This is a genomic window from Nonomuraea sp. CX421 (genome assembly GCF_059358955.1).
Window position 1 is genome coordinate 381806 of the sequence record NZ_JCADBK010000003.1, and the last position, 18652, is coordinate 400457.

At 67.9% G+C, this 18652-nt stretch carries 17 protein-coding genes; 7 read left to right on the plus strand and 10 right to left on the minus strand.

Features of this window, described 5'->3' with window-relative positions; genetic code table 11:
• The first annotated feature begins 215 nt into the window (after positions 1 to 215).
• Together AC5L3X_RS07735 and AC5L3X_RS07740 are read left to right on the plus strand one after the other, a co-directional pair.
• Positions 216 to 1727 (plus strand): S1 family peptidase, encoded by a 1512-nt coding sequence (locus tag AC5L3X_RS07735; RefSeq protein WP_189127865.1) that lies wholly within the window; start codon positions 216 to 218, stop codon positions 1725 to 1727.
• A gap of 236 nt (positions 1728 to 1963) precedes the next feature.
• Positions 1964 to 2908: a hypothetical protein gene (locus AC5L3X_RS07740; protein ID WP_494856002.1), complete on the plus strand. Its 945-nt coding sequence runs from the start codon at positions 1964 to 1966 to the stop codon at positions 2906 to 2908.
• 222 nt (positions 2909 to 3130) lie between these two features.
• Here AC5L3X_RS07740 and AC5L3X_RS07745 read toward each other — a convergent pair whose 3' ends face one another.
• The 3 genes from AC5L3X_RS07745 to AC5L3X_RS07755 all read right to left on the minus strand — a co-directional run bounded on the left by AC5L3X_RS07745 (position 3131) and on the right by AC5L3X_RS07755 (position 5310).
• Entirely contained in the window at positions 3131 to 3520 is a 390-nt protein-coding gene (locus tag AC5L3X_RS07745) for a hypothetical protein (protein WP_494856004.1), read from the minus strand.
• Positions 3521 to 4054: 534 nt separating this feature from the next.
• Positions 4055 to 4279 (minus strand): hypothetical protein, encoded by a 225-nt coding sequence (locus AC5L3X_RS07750; RefSeq protein WP_494856006.1) that lies wholly within the window; start codon positions 4277 to 4279, stop codon positions 4055 to 4057.
• A 125-nt stretch (positions 4280 to 4404) separates the two neighbouring features.
• Positions 4405 to 5310 carry an AraC family transcriptional regulator gene (locus AC5L3X_RS07755; protein WP_494856008.1) on the minus strand — a complete coding sequence of 302 codons (906 nt, stop codon included), beginning with the start codon at positions 5308 to 5310 and terminating at the stop codon, positions 4405 to 4407.
• Between the two features lie 143 nt (positions 5311 to 5453).
• On the opposite strand from AC5L3X_RS07755, the gene AC5L3X_RS07760 reads away from it, so the two are divergent.
• Together AC5L3X_RS07760 and AC5L3X_RS07765 are read left to right on the plus strand one after the other, a co-directional pair.
• Positions 5454 to 5771 (plus strand): putative quinol monooxygenase, encoded by a 318-nt coding sequence (locus AC5L3X_RS07760; protein ID WP_189127860.1) that lies wholly within the window; start codon positions 5454 to 5456, stop codon positions 5769 to 5771.
• Between the two features lie 86 nt (positions 5772 to 5857).
• Positions 5858 to 6817, plus strand: coding sequence for an alpha/beta hydrolase (locus tag AC5L3X_RS07765; RefSeq protein ID WP_494856009.1), 960 nt, complete (start codon positions 5858 to 5860; stop codon positions 6815 to 6817).
• Between the two features lie 395 nt (positions 6818 to 7212).
• Here AC5L3X_RS07765 and AC5L3X_RS07770 read toward each other — a convergent pair whose 3' ends face one another.
• Positions 7213 to 8148: a YxiH-YxzG fusion protein gene (locus tag AC5L3X_RS07770; protein WP_494856010.1), complete on the minus strand. Its 936-nt coding sequence runs from the start codon at positions 8146 to 8148 to the stop codon at positions 7213 to 7215.
• Between the two features lie 503 nt (positions 8149 to 8651).
• On the opposite strand from AC5L3X_RS07770, the gene AC5L3X_RS07775 reads away from it, so the two are divergent.
• Positions 8652 to 9608 carry a cyclase family protein gene (locus AC5L3X_RS07775; protein ID WP_494856012.1) on the plus strand — a complete coding sequence of 319 codons (957 nt, stop codon included), beginning with the start codon at positions 8652 to 8654 and terminating at the stop codon, positions 9606 to 9608.
• Between the two features lie 180 nt (positions 9609 to 9788).
• Here AC5L3X_RS07775 and AC5L3X_RS07780 read toward each other — a convergent pair whose 3' ends face one another.
• The 3 genes from AC5L3X_RS07780 to AC5L3X_RS07790 are packed head-to-tail and all read right to left on the minus strand — an operon-like array spanning position 9789 to position 12642.
• Positions 9789 to 10247, minus strand: coding sequence for a S26 family signal peptidase (locus AC5L3X_RS07780; protein ID WP_494856013.1), 459 nt, complete (start codon positions 10245 to 10247; stop codon positions 9789 to 9791).
• Positions 10244 to 12109, minus strand: a complete 1866-nt coding sequence (locus AC5L3X_RS07785; RefSeq protein ID WP_494856014.1) for an ABC transporter ATP-binding protein — start codon at positions 12107 to 12109, stop codon at positions 10244 to 10246. The genes AC5L3X_RS07780 and AC5L3X_RS07785 overlap by 4 nt, the downstream gene beginning before the upstream one ends.
• On the minus strand, positions 12106 to 12642 hold the full coding sequence (locus AC5L3X_RS07790) for a TlpA family protein disulfide reductase (RefSeq protein ID WP_494856015.1): 537 nt from the start codon (positions 12640 to 12642) through the stop codon (positions 12106 to 12108). Before AC5L3X_RS07790 ends, AC5L3X_RS07785 begins: the two co-directional genes overlap by 4 nt.
• 2 nt (positions 12643 to 12644) lie before the next feature.
• Between AC5L3X_RS07790 and AC5L3X_RS07795 the strand changes: the two genes are divergently transcribed.
• Complete coding sequence (locus AC5L3X_RS07795; RefSeq protein ID WP_494856016.1) at positions 12645 to 12785, plus strand: hypothetical protein; 141 nt, start codon at positions 12645 to 12647, stop codon at positions 12783 to 12785.
• A gap of 377 nt (positions 12786 to 13162) precedes the next feature.
• Here the strand turns inward: AC5L3X_RS07795 and AC5L3X_RS07800 are convergent, their stop codons facing one another.
• A complete protein-coding gene (locus AC5L3X_RS07800) occupies positions 13163 to 15976 on the minus strand; it encodes an AfsR/SARP family transcriptional regulator (RefSeq protein WP_494856017.1) in 2814 nt (937 codons plus the stop codon).
• Positions 15977 to 16452: 476 nt separating this feature from the next.
• On the opposite strand from AC5L3X_RS07800, the gene AC5L3X_RS07805 reads away from it, so the two are divergent.
• Positions 16453 to 16806 (plus strand): DUF6247 family protein, encoded by a 354-nt coding sequence (locus tag AC5L3X_RS07805; protein WP_494856018.1) that lies wholly within the window; start codon positions 16453 to 16455, stop codon positions 16804 to 16806.
• Between the two features lie 536 nt (positions 16807 to 17342).
• On the opposite strand, the gene AC5L3X_RS07810 is transcribed toward AC5L3X_RS07805, so the two are convergent.
• Together AC5L3X_RS07810 and AC5L3X_RS07815 are read right to left on the minus strand one after the other, a co-directional pair.
• A complete protein-coding gene (locus AC5L3X_RS07810; RefSeq protein ID WP_494856020.1) occupies positions 17343 to 17630 on the minus strand; it encodes a hypothetical protein in 288 nt (95 codons plus the stop codon).
• A gap of 160 nt (positions 17631 to 17790) precedes the next feature.
• Positions 17791 to 18204 (minus strand): hypothetical protein, encoded by a 414-nt coding sequence (locus tag AC5L3X_RS07815; RefSeq protein WP_357907386.1) that lies wholly within the window; start codon positions 18202 to 18204, stop codon positions 17791 to 17793.
• Positions 18205 to 18652 lie beyond the last annotated feature (448 nt).

Below are 18652 nucleotides of genomic sequence, written 5' to 3' on the forward strand. Positions count from 1 at the left end.
CCAACGCGTCGATCGCGCGCCACCGGAATCGACACGGACACACCCGCGGCTTGCGGACCACTCACCTAGAACATTCCTTACGCGTGGCGCGCGCGTTTCGCGACCTTGGTCGGCAACGGCTGGATTAAGGTGGCGCTGCCGATATCGCATGATCACTCTGCGATACGCGGCGATTCCCCCCTCATGCCTGCAAAGCCGAGGTTGAGGAGAGACTCATGCCCCGCCGACATGCCGTAAGCACAGGATGCGCCCTAGCGATCGCCACCCTTACCCTGTCCACCGTCCCGGCCGCCGCCGAGGGCCGGCCCGCGAGCATCCCCACCGCCTCGACCACCGCGAGCGCGTTCGAACCACCGCCGGGCATGCTGGAGGCGCTCGTCCGCGACCTGAAGATCAGCATGACCCAGGCACGGGCCCGCCTGCTGAACGAGACCCGCCTGACCCCGATCGCGACGCAGCTGAGCAGGACGCTCGGCAGCCGCTTCGCCGGCGCCTGGCTCCGAGGAGACAGCGCGCACACCCTCGTGGTGGCCACCACGAGCGACGCCGACATTCCGCGGATCCTCGACGCGGGCGCCCAGGCCGAAGTGGTCGCCAGGTCACTGACGGAACTGACCGCGATCAAGAGGAAGCTCGACCAGGCTCTGCCCTCGAAGCCGCAGAGAGCGACCGACTACCCGGTGTCGAGCGTGCGCTACGTCGACGTCAAGCGCAACAAAGTGGTCGTTCTGGCCCCGCACCTCGAGCAGACCCGGATCGTCGTCGAAGGCGCCGGCGTGGACACCGACGCGGTGCTCGTGCTGCCCTCCACCGAAATCCCCCAGCCCCTGTACGACCTGGTGGGCGGCGACGCCTACTACATCGGCACCACCAGCCGCTGCTCGATCGGCTTCCCCGTGGTCAAGGGCGCCGTGAACGGTTTCGTCACCGCCGGTCACTGCGGTGCGGCCGGCGCCACCACCACCGGCTTCAACCGCGTCACCCAAGGCGTGTTCCAGGGATCGAGCTTCCCCGGCAACGACTACGCCTGGGTCGCGGTGAACTCCAGCTGGACCCCCAAGCCCGCGGTGGACAACGGCCAGGGCGGCACCGTGCCCGTCGCCGGCGCCAGGGTCGCCATCGAGGGCGCGTCGGTCTGCCGGTCCGGCTCCACCACCGACTGGCACTGCGGCCTCATCCAGCAACGCGACGCCAGCGTCACCTACCCCCAGGGCACCGTCACCCAGCTGACCCGTACCAACGTCTGCGCCGAACCCGGCGACTCGGGCGGTTCGTTCATCTCCGTCGACCAGGCCCAAGGGGTCACCTCCGGCGGTTCGGGCGACTGCACTTCGGGCGGCACCACCTACTTCCAGCCGATCGGCGAGATCCTCACCGCCTACGGCCTGACCCTGAAGACCACCACCGCCACGAGCACCTGCACCGGCTACCCGAGCACCGTCACCGGCTCCCTGGCCAACGGCCAGTACGCCTACCAGCCACCCGGCTCGTACTACTGGTCCAACACCTCAGGCGTCCATTCCGCCTGCCTGGACGGCCCCAACGGCGCGGACTTCGACCTGTACCTGCAGAAGTGGAACGGCCAGACCTGGCGCACCGTCGCCAGCTCCGACGGCCCGGGCCCTGACGAGAAGATCACCTACACCGGCACCGCCGGTTACTACAGCTACCTGGTGAACTCGGCCAGCGGCTCCGGCCCCTACTCCCTGGGCTACCGGAAGCCGTAACCGCTCGGCACCTCGGCTCGTCTGCATGGAGGACGAGCCGAGGTTCCCGCTCTCTGGCGATCGATCGACCTACACCGTCGACAGAAAGGACCCCTGCTCAGTCGGCGGTCATCCGCTACCGTGGCCCGAATTGATCATTTCCGGGAGAAGGTGCCGTGATGCCGGGTCCCGCGACAGAAGCGCCATCTCCGGCGGTGGTGCTGCGCTTAGGTGCGGTTCTGGCCGCGTCCGGACCGGTGATCCTGACGACCTTCGGGGTCGGCAGGCAGAGCGTCGGCTGGTTCTGTTCCGTGACGGACACCGCCCCCTACCAGGTCGAAGGCCCTTACGCGCTGGAGAACGTGCCGGGAGAGCTGCTGTTCTGGGGCGTTCTCCTGCTGCCGGTCGCCGTGGCCGGACTGCTCCTACGCGGGTCACGCCGGGCCACTCTCACCGCCGTCGCCGCGGTCGGCGCCGTGCTCGCCTTCGGGCTCGTCACCGCGTTCCTTCTGCCGGGCCCCGACCCATGCACCGGACAGGATCGTGCGGTCGTGCCGCCTTGGCCGTTGATCGTCTGTTATCCGGTGGCCGCAGGGGCGCTGCGCCTGGCGGCTCGGTCACCCCTGCCTCGGAGGCGGCACGGGTTCATCCTGTGGGCGGGCGCCGTCGTCGCGGCGGCGTGGACACCGATGTTCCACCGCTGGACGGTCACATCCGACAACCGCCTGCTCAGCAGCGTCTACGTCCAGATTTCGGAATCCTCCTGGGACGACCTCGCCTGGTGGGCCTGCGAGGCCGATGGGATCGGCTCGCCGGTCGTTCTCGTCGTATTGGCGGCGACCGCGAACGTCACCGCCTCCATCCGATGGGGCAGATTCGCCGGCACAGCGGCCGCGGCGGCCCTGCTTCTCTTCCCGCTGCTCGACGTCACGACGTACATCAGCCAGTACAGCGGCGATGTCGAGATGATGCCTTTCACCGATTCGATACGGTGGCCGCTGCTTTTCGCGGCCCTTCTCGTCACGTGGGCCGTTCGGAGCCCCCGGGCGCGAATTTCATGGGCCGTCCACCTGGCACGAAGCGTGATCAGGGAACGGTCGGCAAGCATGATTCCCGGTCGAACAAGGGAGGTCGCCGTCGCCGTCGTGATCGCGGCCGCCGGCATCTGGCTGATCGTCTCGTCCTTCACGCCGATGCGGTAGGAATTCCTGCGCAGGGTGTAACAGTCCGAGTTTCGGAGACGACGCCACCCTGGACGCCGTCTCCGAACTCAGCTTTCTCCGAACTCAGCTTTCTCCGGACCGCTGGATGTGCTCATCCGCCGGCTCCGCCATAGCCCGCGGCGGTCGATCTTCCGGACACAGAGACGTGCGCCCCTCTCACGCACGCGAGCTGCGGCCGCTTCCCCGACGGTCAGGATGGGGTCAGCACGAGGTCCGGAAGGTGCCCGACGTCTTGATGATGCCCGTGCCGCTCTTCCAGACGGCGGACCTGAACGTGTGCGTCCCTGTGCCCGAGCAGTTGTACGTCACCACCGTCCCCTCGTTGGCCTTGATCCACTGCGACGCGGCCATGGTCTCCCACCCGTAGTACCGCGAACGCTCGATGTAGATCCGGTAGTCACCGGAGCATGAGCCGGCGAACCCTTCGCCCCAGATGTTGGTGCCCACCTTCCACGGTGTTTTGGCCGTGGGGCCCCCGCAGGCCAGAGCGGCGGAGGCCGTTTGCGCGTTGGCTACGGCCGCGGGCGACATCGCCAGGCCGACCAGCGCCACGACGACCGCCGTCCGGCGACCGATCTTACGAGAAAACAATTTCGTCTCCTTCCCCGTGTACAACGGAGCGACTATGACACGGCGGCGCCCGGATGATCAATAGGGTATTTCTCGGCACTTAGCGTAACTTTCAGCGCACGAAACCCGGGCCCGCACTCATTTGGGCCCGGCCCACTTCGCTGAGTGGTTACACGGTCGTTCAGAGTTACGTTGACCCTCATTCGAGTGATCCGCCCGACGCCTCCAGTCGCTTGACCAGGAGACTTCACCGACAGCGCAACAGTCTTGACGGCGACTTGTGATCATGTAAGACTGCGCCCAGGCCTCGACCTCGCCCAGATCCCACTACTGGCCGCCTGTCAGGGAAATGCTGCATGGCGCACTTATCACGTGTCCGCGTAATCGACGATTCTTTCATTCAACTCGAAGTCGAAGGCGTCGAAAAAGGCGTCCTCAGTTCGCGGACCGGCCACATGCGTTATCTCCCTGAATACGGGAGCCGTAACTCGACGGCCGATGTGCCCGCACTTGAACTCGCCCCACATCCTCAAGGGAATGAGACAGCTGTCGGGCTCATCGACAGAGTTTCATCATGGTGTCGCCCAGGTCACGCGCGACGACGCCGGTCTCCCCTTCGGAACCGAGGAAGACAACAGGCTGATCGGCCGGTTCCCGGTTCGGGCGGATCAGCCAGAACGCGGCGTAGCCACCGGTGCCGTCCTGTCCGAACACGCGAAAGTCATCGCCGCGGGCGGCGGCGAGCGCGGCGGGGAACTGTTGATCAACGGTGAGTGCCACGCGAGCAGGCTAGCAACCGGTCGAATCTTCAAGGCAAGTGGTGAAGCCGCCGAATCGAGAGGTGACAACCTCAGGAGAACTGTCCTCGCATCTCTTGCACGATCCTCGTTGCGGTCCAGCCCCGCTCAGGGCAGGACACTCTCGGGAGTGCGTACGGTGTTCCGCAGGCGGGCCGCGTCCCGGCTCGGGGGGACGCCGAACTGGCGGCGATACTCACGGCTGAACTGCGACGGGTTGTCGTAGCCGACGCGATGGCCGACCCCGGTGACGTCGCCCGGGTGGGTGGCGAGCAGCAGCCGGGCCTCCTGGAGCCGGATCTGTTTCTGGAACTGGATGGGGCTCATCGCGGTCACCGCCTGGAAGTTGCGGTAGAAGGCGGAGACGCCCATGCCGGACAGGCGTGCCACGTCTTCGACCCGGAAGGGTTCCGCGTAGTGCTCCCGGATCCAGCGCACGGCCCGGGAGACATGGCTGAGACTGCTGTCGGCGAGGCCGAGTTGACGCACCGCCGCGCCCTGCTCGCCGGTGATCAGGCGCCACAGGATCTCGCGTTTGACCAGCGGGGCCAGTACGGCGCGGTCGCGGGGTTCGTCGAGCAGGCGCAGCAGCCGGACCGCCGCGTCGAGCAGAGCGGGCGGGGCGTCGCTGACGGCGATCCCCGACGGCGCGCTCCCGACGGCGCGGGGGGTGTCTCCGGGACCGGCCTGCAGCAGCAGTTCGGCGACGGCGGACGGTTTCAGCGTGAGACCGAAGCCGAGGGCCGGCTGCTCGGGTTCGGCCTGGGTGAACTGTCCGGTGACGGGCAGGTCGACGGACGCGATCAGGTACTGCCCGGGGCCGTACTCGTAGACCCGGTCTCCCAGCGCGAGGCGTTTGGCGCCCTGCGCGATGACCGCGAGCACCGTACCGGTCATGGAGGGCGCCGGTGGATCCGGTCGGTCGACCTTCGAGATCAGCACGCCGTCGATGGCGGTGGTCCAGTCAGGGCGGGCGTGCCGGGCCAGGAGGGTGCGGAGCTCTTCGAGGTACATGTGTCCATTGCAGCACCACTCCACGCCTCGGCTCCCATCGCTGCGAGGATCGTGCAAGTACGAGCGAGTAATGTTCTAGCGTTTCCACAGGTCATCTCGGTTGGATGGAATCACCTCACTCCATCACCGAGAAGAAGGCTTCCATGATTGTCAACTACGGCTTCAACGCCACCCTGACCGCCAAGCCCGGAATGGGCGACCGGCTGGTCGACCTGCTGCTGACCGGACTGAACGAGGGCAGTCCTGGCGCGAGCGAACACTGCATCGTCTACCTCGTCTCCCGTTCGGTGTCCGACCCCGACGTCGTCCACGTCATCGAGGGGTGGAGCAGTGCGGAGGACCACCACCGGATCTTCGCCGGCGAGGCGGCCCAGGCCATCGTGGCGCAGATCGACGTACTTCTCGCCAAGGAATCCGAGTACACCGACTACGTTCCGGTCCGCGGCAAGGCCGCCTTCTGACCCCCGGATCGATCCCCCAGCCTGCCGAGGAGGGCCCCCGTCCTCGTCCGGCCGTCGGCACCACCCCACGAAAGGCAGCGACAAGCATGACCACGGCACGACCCGACCTGGACCCCGAACTGCGTGAGCTACTGGCCGACATGCCGCTGATGTCCCAGCTCACCCCGGAAGTACTCGCGCAACTGCGGCAGTTCCCATCGACGCCTGTCGAGTCCCTGCTCGCACACCGGCAGGTCGACCGGCGCGAGATCACCGTGCCTGCCAGGGACGGTTCCCCGATTCCCCTGTCGGTCTTCAGCCCCGCGAGCACCGATCGCGGCAGCGCCGCCCCCTGCGTTTACTGGATGCACGGCGGCGGGATGGTCATGGGCGACCGCTTCTCGCAGATCGACATCCCGCTGGAGTGGCTCGACGAGTTCGGCGCGGTCGTGGTCTCGGTGGACTACCGGCTCGCGCCGGAGGCCACCGGCACCGCCCTCGTCGACGACTGCTACCAGGGACTGCTCTGGATCGCCGAACACTCCGAAGAACTGGGCATCGACCCCGCTCGGATCGTCGTCGCGGGCGCCAGCGCCGGCGGCGGCCTCGCCGCCGGCGTCACCCTGATGGCCCGCGACCTCGGCGCCCCGGCGATCGCCGCGCAGATGCTGATCTGCCCCATGCTCGACCACCGCAACACCAGCACCTCCAGCCGCCAGTATTCCGGCGTCCCCGGCGTATGGACCCGTGAGATGAACGAGTTCGGCTGGCGTGCCGTCCTCGGTGACCTCACCGACGACAAGGTGTCCGAGTACGTCTCGCCCGCGCTGGCCGACGACCTTTCGGGCCTGCCGACCACCTACATCGACACCGGCTCCGCCGAAGTCTTCCGCGACGAGGACACCGACTACGCCACCCGTATCTGGGCGGCCGGCGGCCAGGCCGAACTCCACGTCTGGGCGGGCGGCTTCCACGGGTTCGACGCCCTGTACCCGCAGGCACGCATCTCGGCCACAGCCCGCAGAACCCGCACCGACTGGCTCGCCCGACTCCTGCCCCTGACCTAACGCCGTCTCCCGCTCGCGGGCGACCGGCGTCCACACGATCTGCGGCATACGGGCACCATGCCTGTCCTGGCCGTGTCGGTGTCCGGCTACTACGCCTGGCGGGGGACCGGCCGCCCTCGACACGGGCCATCCGGCACGCCTGGCTGACGGACCTGATCTAGCGGGTCCACCAGCACTCGCGCAGAAGGCGCCCGGTGCACGCCGGGCTGCGCCTGGGCGTCCAGGTCCTGGCAGATGCGCGAGACCTCGCTTTTGGAGATGCCACTGTCGGCGCCGAGGACTTTGACCAGGTCGTCGACGGCGCGGGTCCGCTTTCGTGCCGGGCGGAGCCGTCACGACCTTGACTGGCGCGACGCGGTGTCCCCTGCGTGTGCCAGGGAGCGCCAGTTGACCACTCAGCCTGTCGTCAGGTCCTCGAAACCCAGCTTCAGCCAACTAAGGCCTGCGACGACGTGGAGCTCACTGCCTCGGCCCCATAGGGTCGCTGTCCTGGGAACCGGTCGTCCATTGGGCATTACCAGCCAGGTAGGACGATCCACCGAAAAGGCTTCTTCCTGAATACTCCCCGCGACCACCCTGTGCCGATGCTCGCTATACCCGCCGACGAGCGCCACCCGGTCATCGGCGACAACGAGCGCATGAGCGCCACGCACCTCCGTGGACCAGCCGGCAACCGCGCCAGCTCGGACCCGCACAATCGGGAAGTCGGTGTAGTAGTAAGCCCACGCTTCGTCCCCCGTCACGTTCAACGCATAGCAATCGGAGATCGCACCGAACTCGCCGTGGTACGGGTACCGCCACGCGAGACTCAGGTCAGACCGAAAGCGGATCAGCCCGGGGGAGCCGATGGGTGCAGGACTGTCTGCCTCTCCCCATCCGAAGTTGCCGTACACGCCTTCGTCGAAATAGCTCACCCATATGTCGCCGGAAAGCGTCGTCTGCACGTCAGCGATTCCGTCTCCCAGCACGCCCTTCCGCAGGAGCTGCCCATCGGCATCGTAGACGGCAGCGTTGTACTCAGCCGCCCCGTTACGCCAACGGCACCGTGCCCCCACCAAGAGCACGCCCCCGCCCGGCAGCGGCTGGACAGCGCTGTGCGCCAGTAACTGCCCGACGATGGAAACCGACCTCGCCAGATGGGGACGGTACGTGGAGACATGCAGCGAGACGGGCGCGGCCGTAGGTGAATCGGCAAAAAATGCCCCAGCGGGTGTGACAGTCCGAGCGGTCAGCGCATCGGCGTTCTCTTGCGAGGCCCACACAACGACGAGTTCTCCCTCGGGACCTGCCGCCGCACTCACCATCTCCGCGCCCCGGGATGGTGGAGCCAAGTCCGCATGGTGACGCAGCCTCACAACGGCCGCCTTCCGACTTCTTCCGATCCGGCCTCGCATGGCGGATACATTATTGATCGCGCGGCTGATCCACGACTGAAACACCAGCCAGCGCTTGCGCCGATCACGTGCGAACGGACCTCGCTCCTGAAGCCGCTCCCCTTCGACGCGAACAGACGCGCCACATCGTGAGCAGTCATGAGCCTCATCCAATCGGATGTCGACGACATCTCCTTACGTTCTTCTGAACCGACAAGTGAAGCCTCCCGCCTGAACTTGATCTCTTTGCAAAGCCCAGTTCCAAGCGCCTATCCATAAGTTCCGCGTGTAACGGGGTGATGAGACCGCCGAGGCGGATGGGGATCGACACGGGCCTCGCCGAGGGTTGGATCGAGGTTGCTCACACCGTCTCTCCGCCTCGGCGAGGTCGTTTCAAAGGAGAGGGCAGATACCCTGCCTGCGGTGCCTCGAACCACGTGACCGGAGGAGTCGATGCTGGGATGGCGGCAGAGCGACCGATGCCCACACAGGACGACGTGCTCGGGTACTTCGACACGCTGTCGAACTGGGGACGGTGGGGCGACGGCGACGAGCTCGGCACTCTGAACCACATCACCGACGACGTCCGACTGGCGGCGGCGCGGGCCGTGCGCCACGGCAGGAGCGTGTCGTGCGCATGGGAGGTTGCCGTACCAGAAGACATGGAGCGGTCGACGACGACGTGCCCGTGCGCCGCCGACATGCCGGGTGCCGAGGACATGCCGGCGCCCGGATTCCGCAACGACCGGCACTGGGGCTTTTCGTCCGAACGGCTCGGCGTCACGTTCCACGGCAACACCCTCACCCACATCGACTCGCCGTGCCACATCTTCTGGGACGGCACGATGTACAACGGGCGGTCGCACTCGCTGGTCGACGCCGCGACGGGATCGGCGTGGGCGTCCGTCACGGTGGCGGCGAACGGGATCATCACGCGTGGTGTCCTGCTGGACATCGCGAGCGTGCGGGATGTGCCGTGGCTGGAACCGGGGCAGGGCGTGTTCCCCGACGATCTCGAGGAGGCCGAGCGTCGCCAGGGTGTGCGGGTGCGATCCGGCGATGCGGTACTCCTACGGACCGGCTATGGCCGCGTCCGGCACGAGAGCGGTGCGATCAGCGGTCTCACGCAGGCTGGGTGGCACGCGTCCTGCCTGCCGTGGCTGCACGAACGGGAGGTCGCGCTGATCGGCGCTGACACCCCCCAGGACGTCCTGCCATCGGGGTACGAAGGCGTGTTGATGCCGGTTCACGCCGTGAGCCTCGTCGCCATGGGCCTGTGGATGCTCGACAACTGCGACCTGGAGGCGTGCGCGACGACGGCTGCCGAGTTGGGCCAATGGGACTTCCAGCTCGCGGTCGCGCCGGTCCGCTTCGCCGGTACGTCCGGCAGCCCGGTCAACCCGATCGCCACATTCTGACCAACTCATCGGCAACTACCCGGTGATCAGCGATCCGGCCGGAGGTACGCGAAACCCCAACCTTCTCCTTAGGTCAGGTCTCCATGCTAGAAGGGGAAGTCCACTCCTGGATCGCATCTACCTCCCGCTTCCGGGGCCTGGCGCGATAGTGGGGCTTCGTGCCTTCGCACTCAGACCGGGTCAGGCGTTGACGGGTCCGCCCGACGTTCCCGGCGACATGCCGCGGTGCACCACGCCGAGCAGGTGCTCGGCGGTGATGTACCCCCAGTGCCGGGAGTCGGCGCTCCGCGCCCGATTGTCGCCCAGCACCACCAGACATCCATGAGGTACGCGGTCGTCGCGCGCGTCGACGGCCGCCCGTACCTCCGCGGGCACCGGATCCCCTCCCACCGCGACCACCCGCTTGACCAGCCAGGGCCCGGCGTCTCCCGGCTGACCGGGTCGGGACGGTCTGCGTGCCACCATCACCTGCCCGGTGCGGACCTCCGGCAGCGGCACCCGGCGCACCAGCACCCTGTCTCCGTCCCGTAGGGCCGGCTCCATGCTGGGCCCCTCGACCGTGACCACGACCAGCCGCCGGCGTACCCAGAGCCAGAGCGCGACCAGCGCGCCGCAGGACGCCAGCACGACCGCGGTCATCCCGGCGACGCCGCGGGCAACTCGTCGGCGTATCCCCGGGCCTGCAGGGAGAACAGCCGGGCGTAGACGCCCCGCCGTTCCATGAGCTCGGCGTGCGTCCCCGTCTCGGTCACCACGCCGTCCCCGAGTACGACGAGGCGATCGACGTCGCGCAGCGTCCCCAGGCGGTGGGACACCAGCAGGCTGGTACGGTCTCCGCGGTACGCGCCGATGCTCGCGTGTATCCGTGCCTCGGCCTCGGCGTCCAGGCCCGAGCTCGGCTCGTCGAGGATGAGCAGGTCCCGGTTCTCCCGCAGGAACGCTCTGGCCAGTGCCAGCCGCTGCCATTGGCCGCCCGAGAGGGTCACGCCGTTCCCCGTGCCGCCGTTCCCGTTCTCCGAGCCATCGTCGTCCGGATCCTGCGGGAACATCCTGCTGAGCAGGGTGTCGTAGCCCCGGGGCAGCGACGCCACCAGGCGATCGATCCCGGCGCGGCGGGCAGCGTCCTCGATCCTGGACTGGTCGTGCAGCACGTTCAGGTCGCCGAGGCCGATGTTCTCCCGCACGGTGAGGTCGTAGGCCATGTAGTCCTGGAAGACCGCGCCGACCTGCTCTCGCAAGGTCGCCGGCGCCACCTGGCGCAGGTCCACCCCGTCCCACAGGATGACGCCCCGCGTCGGGTCGTACAGCCGGCACAGCAGCTTGACGAGCGTGCTCTTGCCCGCGCCGTTCATGCCCACCAGCCCGATCGACTGCCCGTGGGGGATCGTGAAACTGACGCCGCGCAGCACCCAGTCGTGCTCGTCGGAGTAGCGGAACCACACGTCCCGGAGCTCGATGCCCCGGCGCAGGGCGGGGAGCCGGGCCGGCGGATCGGCGACCGGCAGGTCCGGCGCCGCGCGTACCACCCGCAGGTAGTGGTCGAAGAGCAGGAGCTCCTGGTGCACGCGGGCCAGCTGCTGGATCAGGCCGGTCAACGCCGCCTGGACGCCGGCCACCGCCGCCACGAACATCGCGATGTCGCCCGCCGTCAGGGCGCCCCGTCCGGCTGCGAGCACGGCCCAGACCAGTCCGGCGCCGGCCACCACGGCGCCCAGCAGCCCCAGCCCGCTCTGGACCGCGGCCTCGCGGCGGTCCGTCCCGCGCTGCGCGGCGTGCGCGGTGCGCAGTTGCCCGAGCATCCGGTCACGGAGGAAGTCGCCCAGGCCGAACAGGCGCACCTCCTTGGCCGCCCGGGGGTCGCACAGCAGGGCGGAGTAGAACAGCCGCCGCCGTTCGACGGGCCCGATCCGCCACATCATCGTGGCCCGGCGCCGGGACAGTGCGAGCTCCGCCAGCAGCGCGGGCACCGCGGCCGCGATCACCAGCAGTGCCATGACGGGACTGAGCAGGTACAACGAGGCGAGGAAGCCGAGCCCGGTGGCCAGTGCCTGGACCAGCCCAGAGGCGCCCAGCACCAGTGCGGCAGGGGCGCCGTCGGCCGCCTGCTCGGCGAGCCTGAGCCGGTCCAGGAAGCGCGGCTCCTCGAATCGGCTCAGGCCGGGAAAGGCGTTGACCGCCGTATAGAGCCGGTCCTGCGTGAGCAACCCCACCCGCCGCCGCAGCTCGCTACGGACGTACTGAGTGATCTGGGGCAACGCCGCTGCCGCCGCGCCGACGAGAGCCAAACCAAGGGCGAGGTGCTCAAGGGACGGGGCCGGTCCGGCTGCCACCACCTGCTCCAGCACCAGCTTGGTGAGCCAGGCCGCCGCCACCGGCAGAGCGGCGCCGGCCACCGTCGTCACGAGTTCGAGCGCGAGATGGCCGGGCGCCGCCCGCAGCGCCAGCGCCACCGCCGCGGCCAGTCCCGCCAGGTGCGCCCGATGAGCAGGGGCGGCCGTCATGCCGGGGTCTCGGCGGTCAGGTCCTCAAGCGTGGTCCCGCCGGCCACGGTCGTGCCCTCATCGACCACCGCGAGGGTGGGGAACGCCGTGACCGCGAAGGCGGTGGCGATCGGCCCCTCGTACCGCTCCACCACGACTCGCGCCACGGATCGCGCCTGGCCGACGAAGTCCTGCGCCTCCTCCGGTTGCCGGGTGACCACGACGACGAGCACCTGGTCGCGGCCGCCGGGGAAGGCGCGGGCGTAGTCCACGAACTCGGGAAGGCGTTCCAGGCACGGAGCACAGGTCGTGGAGAAGAATCCCACCGCGGTCCGGCCCCTGAGATGAGCGCGGGTCAGCGGGTCGCCGTCCACGGTCACCGCGGTGAAATCCCCGACCGCGCCGCCGATGGGGAGGATCTGGTCCGGTGCCGGACGCACGGCCAGTGCTCTCCCGTGCTCCCGCAGCCGCCGGATGACGCCGAAGGTGAGGATCAGGTTGAGGGCTCCGATCAGCCCGACAAGAACCACGCCCGCGAGCAGGTACGGCGTCATGGATGTCTTTCATCCTTCTCGAAGTGACGGAATCTCTCGAAGCGACGGAATTTCTCGAAGTGACGGAATTTCTCGAAGTGACGGAATGGAGAGTGCGGGACGGCGACCATGATCTGATCGCCGCCCCGGAATTCGGTCAGTGATATCTCTTCTCACAGGTACGGACCCAGTGGCAGCCGTTGCAGCGCCACTTGTAGTACCACCCTCCGGTGTCGCAGGCCTCGGCCCAGTACCAGCGCGATCCGCTGCAGGAGCACAGGTCGGCCTTCGCTGTGACGGCCGGCGCGAATACGCTGAGGAGACGATCGGCCACCTTTTCGGCAATTCTGGTCATGACCTGTCGAGCCTTTCTCTGCTGTTCATTCGACGAACCGCGACAGCATGGCCGCGCAGCGTCGGACGGACGGATGCCACGGCCACGGAAAAGACGGAATCTCCCGCACGGCGTTGGCCACCGAGATCGTGGCATCGGCGGGGATAGTCGTCGTATATATCCCGTATATATGGAGGACCGCATCCCCTACCGGGGAGACTCCCCGGGCGTGCGTGCACCGAGCCGGTCGAGGTGATCGCGGACCACTCCGGCCTCGTCGTGCCCGAGCTCCTCATAAACGGCCAGCGCGGCTTCGAGGTGGGCCACCGCCTCCTCGGTGCGCTCCCGCACGCCGTGGGCGAGACCGAGCGCCTTGTGCGCTCCCGCGCGCAGCAGGGTGTCACCTGTTCGGACGGCGAGCGCCAGAGCGCGCTCGCCACACGACACCGAACTCTCGTACGCGCCCATGTCGCGATGGAGCGCGCTCATGCTGACCAGGATCTGGGCGATGTCCCGGTCGCCGCAGCCCGTCTCGCTGATCTCCAGCGACGTCCGATAGTGGCTCATCGCCTGGTCGAGCCGTCCGACGAGGTGGTGCGCCTCGCCCAGGTTGCTGTGCAGCAGGGCGTGGAAGTGGTGGGCCTCCTTCAGGGACGCCCCCAGGGTGGCCGCCTCCTCAAGCCACCGGATGGCCTCCTCCGGGCGGCGGGCGTTGACGTACACGGCGGCGAGATTGAGCAGCGCCGTGGCCGCGCCCAAGGTGTCTCCCAGCCCGAGCCGGAGCCGGTGCGCTCGGCGGCAGGCCGCCACGGCACGTTCGGTGTAGCCCATCAGGCTGTGGGTGACGGCGAGCCGGCCCATGATCATCGCCTCGCCCCCGGGGTCCGCGGCCCTCACGGCCGCCTCCGCCGCGACGGTGTACAGGTCGGCCCACTGCCTCGTGTGGTGGCGCCGCTGCAGCCAGCCGTACATGGCCGCCGCGATCTGCCAGGCCAGCGCCGGATGTGAGCGCGCCGCGCTCTGTACGGCGGCGTTCAGGTTCGCGGCGTCGGCGTCGAACCAGGCCAGGGCCGCATTGTCGTCGGCGAAGTTCATGGGCCGGGTCGGGAAGGCGAAGTTGGGCCGTTCCTTCGGCCGGAGCACCCGGTCGGCCGCGTTCGCGGCGTCGCGGTACCAGGTCAGCATGGCGGTCAGGGCCTGGTCCCGCTGGTCCGCGCTCTCCTCGGCCAGGCATCGCTCGTGGGCGTAGATCCGTACCAGTTCGTGCATCACGTAGTGGTCGCCGGACACCGGCTGGAGCAGGTGGGCGGAGACGAGCCGTCCAAGAAGTTCCCGTGTCTCGCCGGCCGTCCCGCCCACCAGGGCGGCGGCGACGGCCAGGGACGGCCTCGGTCCGGGGTGGAGTCCGAGGAGCCGGAACATCCTGCGGGCGGGCTCGCTCAGCGGGCGGAGCGAGGCGCGCAGAACCGCGCGCACCGAGATCTCGTCTTCGTCGACGGCCAGCCTGTCCAGGCGTACGCGCTCGTCGGCCATCTCCGCCACCAGCTCAGCGACGGCCGAATCGTGGGTCGACATCTCCAGACGAGAGGCGGCGATCCGCAGGGCCAGGGGGATCCGGTCGCACAGCTCGGCCAGCTTCTCCGCGCCCATGACCCTTCCGCGGTGGGCGAGCCGTTCCCGGATGAGGGTGACGGCGTCGGCCATCGGCAGCGGCCCGAGCGAGATCCGCGGCACGCCGTGCGTGGTGGCGAGACCATCCAGGCGGAGCCTGCTGGTGACCAGGGTCAGGCTCCGCGCGGCCCCCGGGAGCAGCGCGCGCACCTGACCGGCCGAGGCGGCGTTGTCCAGCACGACCAGCATCCGCCGGTCGGCCATCAGCGACCGGAACACGGCGGCCCGCTCCTCCGTTTCGGCGGGGATCCGCCAGGGCGGAACGTCCAGGGCACGCAGGAAGCGCTCCAGCACCAACCCCGGATGCAGCGGTGTCTCGGGCCCGAACCCCCTCAGGTCCGCGAAGAGCTGCCCGTCGGCGAACAGGTGACGGGTCAGCTGAGCCCACCGGACCACCAGGGCCGTCTTCCCCACACCCCCGGGCCCCACCACGGCGACCACCCCGGCGCCCGCCGTGATCTCGTCCAGTCGCTTGATCTCGTCGTCGCGTCCCACGAATCCGAGCGGACTGCCCGGTAACTGGGCGGGCACCGGTGGCCGGGCCGGGAGCTCCGGGGTGTCCGCCCGTCGCGGCCGATGGAGATCCAGGCCGTCCGCCCGTCGCGACCGGCCGAGCTCCGGCTCGGAGATGAGGATGGCCCTTTCCAGGGAACGCAGCTCCGGGCCCGGCTCCAGGCCCAGCTCGTCGATGAGGACGCCACGCGCCCGTCGATAGGTCTGCAGAGCGTCCGCCCGCCGGCCGGACCGGTAGAGAGCGAGCATCAGGTGTGACCACAGCCGCTCACGGAAGGCATGCCGGTTCACCAGGGCGGAGAGCTCGGCCACCAGAGAAGCGTCCTGCCCCAGGCGCAGGTCCGCCTCTATCCGCTGTTCCAGGGCGACGAGGTGCCATTCCTCCAGGCGGGACCGCTCCTCGCTCAGGGCGGACTCGGCGGAGAGGTCCACGAACGGGGGTCCCTGCCACAGCTCCAGCGCCGCACCGAGCACCCGCCGAGCCCTGACGGGATCCTCCGCCGTCAATGCCTCCTGGCCGTCCCGTACCAGAGCGACGAACCGGCAGGCGTCGACCTCGGCGCAGTCGGCATCGAGCCGGTAGCCGGCACCACCTTCACGCAGAATCCGGTCGGCTCCCAGGATCATGCGCAGGCCACGCGTGTACAGCCGCAAGTTGGCCGCCGCGGAAGGCGGAGGCGTGGGGCCCCACAGCGCGTCGACCAGGTAGTCGGCGGAGAATCTGCCATGCGGGTGACTGAGCAGCACCGCGAGCAGGAGCCGCTGCTTGCGCGGCCCCAGGGCCGGGACGATACCGCCGGACCGTACGCGCAGCGGACCCAGAACCCTGAACTCCACGATCACGCTCCTTTCGCGTGTCGCGTACGGCACTCGCGCGCATGACCGGAAACGCCCGCTCGGTCGACGGTCACCCGTCAGCCTAGCCCGAGTGATCATCTCCGGGGTTCCGTACGATGATTGTCCGGACTCGTCGTTAGCAAACGCGTTAGCAAGATCGACACCCTGCCACAGCTGATCGCGATTCCGCCCAGCGCTCGTCTTCCCGTGTCTTTCTCGCGCTTGATCGGCCCGGTCGAAGGAGCGGTGGTCATGGCTCCAGGGTGCCGATCGTCCGAAGGTACGGCGGCAACGCCTGAGCCGAAGACGGGCTCATCATCCGGCAGGGGTCTATTCTGACGATTAGGCGCTCCGGACCCGCCGCCAGCGACACGAGGACGCCGACCACCCATATCAGGGCTTTGACCTGCGCTTAAAGGGCGGAAAGGGTTCAGTTGTACCGGTAGCGTGGAGGCATAACAGCTTGGAGGTCAACGATGTCCACCCCGCATCAAGACAGCGCGGCACTGATCCCTCGCCCACCACTGACCACCGCCGCCCTCAGGGCAGCAGTTGCCCAAATCGCTCCGGCCTTCCTCGGCCAGTTTGTCGACCACCTCGACCAGGCGACAGAGCAGGCGGCGCGGCAGAGCACCGTAGCGCCGCTGCAGAACTTCTTGCAGCAATGGGGCGAGTTTGTGGCGATTCAGCGCTACCCCGCCCGAGCGGCCCGCCTGCACGCATTGGAGACGAAAGTCGCCACTGCGACCGACAGGGTCACGTTGGACTCAGTCTTGGCCGAAATCAACGAGATCACGACATCCGCGCGCCGAGAGGCCGTCGGTGAGTGACGCCTGGACCTGGGAGTACAACCCCGACGCCGAGCATGTCATTGCTGGGCTTCCTCCGACCGTCATCCTTGAGGTTGAGCGGCTTGCCGACCAACTCGCAGTCCTCGGAAGGGATGCGGTCCGTGCCGGTAGAGGCCCGTTGCATGGGGGAGGTCTTCGGACGCTCGTCTGTTCGGCGGCCGCGGGTTCCTCAACTTCATCGTCGCGGAGTATCTGCGCCTTGTGCTGATCGTTCGCGTTACCTGGATAGATTGACGCGACCTCGCCGCACCTCAGAGAAGTTGAGAAGGCCCGCACCCAGATTCTTCCTGGTAGCGGGCCTTCCGCTGTGTGCGACGCACGATCGGAAAAGGCCCTCCGGGATCACCCCCGAGGGCCTTTGACTTGCTGTGCGGCCGGAGGTACTCAAACCCCAACCTTCTGATCCGTAGGGTAAGGCAGATACCCCGTCAACGCTCGACCGTTCTGCTCAAGTGCTGATCGCGAAGAGTCGACATGCGTTGAGAGGCGGCATTGCTGTACGCGCTGCTGTACAGCTAGGCCGTTGTATGACGCATCTTCCGGGTTGCTCGTTCCAGAAGCAATCCACGAATCAACAGGTGAATCAGTAGCGACACACCAAGGATCAAGGAGAGTGCTCGCACGGTGAGCGTCTCAAGTTGTCCGGACACCCCCATGAACACGCCGCCGATGCCCATGTAGAGCTGAAAGCCACTGCCGATCCAGGCCCGCAGCCGCGGCACCCATTTGCCTAGCAGAGCCAGGGCAATGATCATGACGCCGATGCCCAGCGGAGCTTCCGGTTCCGCAATCAGCACGACCACGCCTCCGACGATGGCTTCGGTCTTGACGGGGCTGGTGGCGGGTGGGAGGTGACGGTGTTGAACTTGGGCATGAGAAAGGCGGGTTCCTGCATGACGGAGGTACAGGGAGTAACCGGCCTTCGAGGTCGAGCCACTTCCGCCGTGCGGCGAATGCCCAATCTCACTCCGGAGGGGAGACCTTGCAGAGTGCCGCCCACTTTCGTTCAGCCTCATGCAGCCTCTCCAGCTCTGCTTGGCTGTTCTGCTCTCTTCGTAGCGCGGCCGCCCAGTCCTGGTGGGCGTATACCGACTCGCGCAAGCTCCCACGGAGCTTCGGATCATCGGTTGCCTCCGCAGCAGTGAGCAACCTATCGGCATATGCCAGGGCGTTCACTTGCCATTCCTCTGGCGTCACAGTGATCGTCTGGACATCGCGAGCAGCGACTGCCAGGGCGCAAGCTTTGGACCGTGCAGAGTCCTTGTTGTTCAACAGGTCATCGAAACTCTTGATGCCGAAGAAGGCCAAGACGGTGATTATGGACACCGCGATCCCCAGGCCCGCAGCGAATTTCGGCTTATCAGAACCGTCGCTCACCTCTGTGCCTCCGTCACCCGAAAGCGTTGCTGCCCCGAGTATAGGATTAAGGTGGCGGTTGGCGGAGCTTTTGTCTGGAACCGGGCCTGGCCATGCAAACCGACAAGTTCGCCCTCTCTAATGAGAGCCACCAGCCCAGAGAACCCACCCACGACCACCCACCTGGGAATCCTCATGGCCGCTGACAAAGAGCGGCTTCAGCGTGAGCGCCAGCCCACAGCGTCGTGTTACTCGCGCCCTGCTCGGGTCGACGTGATGAGCCTCAAAGCCAGCCCTGGGAGGAGCAGCGGCTGCGCGTAGGCGGTGCTGGCCGCGACCGGCCGGAGAGCCGCAGCGCGGCCAGCGACCGCCCACGCGCGGCAGGCCGCCGCAGGCGGGCTGCCCTTGATGACGTGCAGATAAGTTGCTTTCTGATCTTGGTCGGGCGATCTTGCCGTCTGCCGTTCTG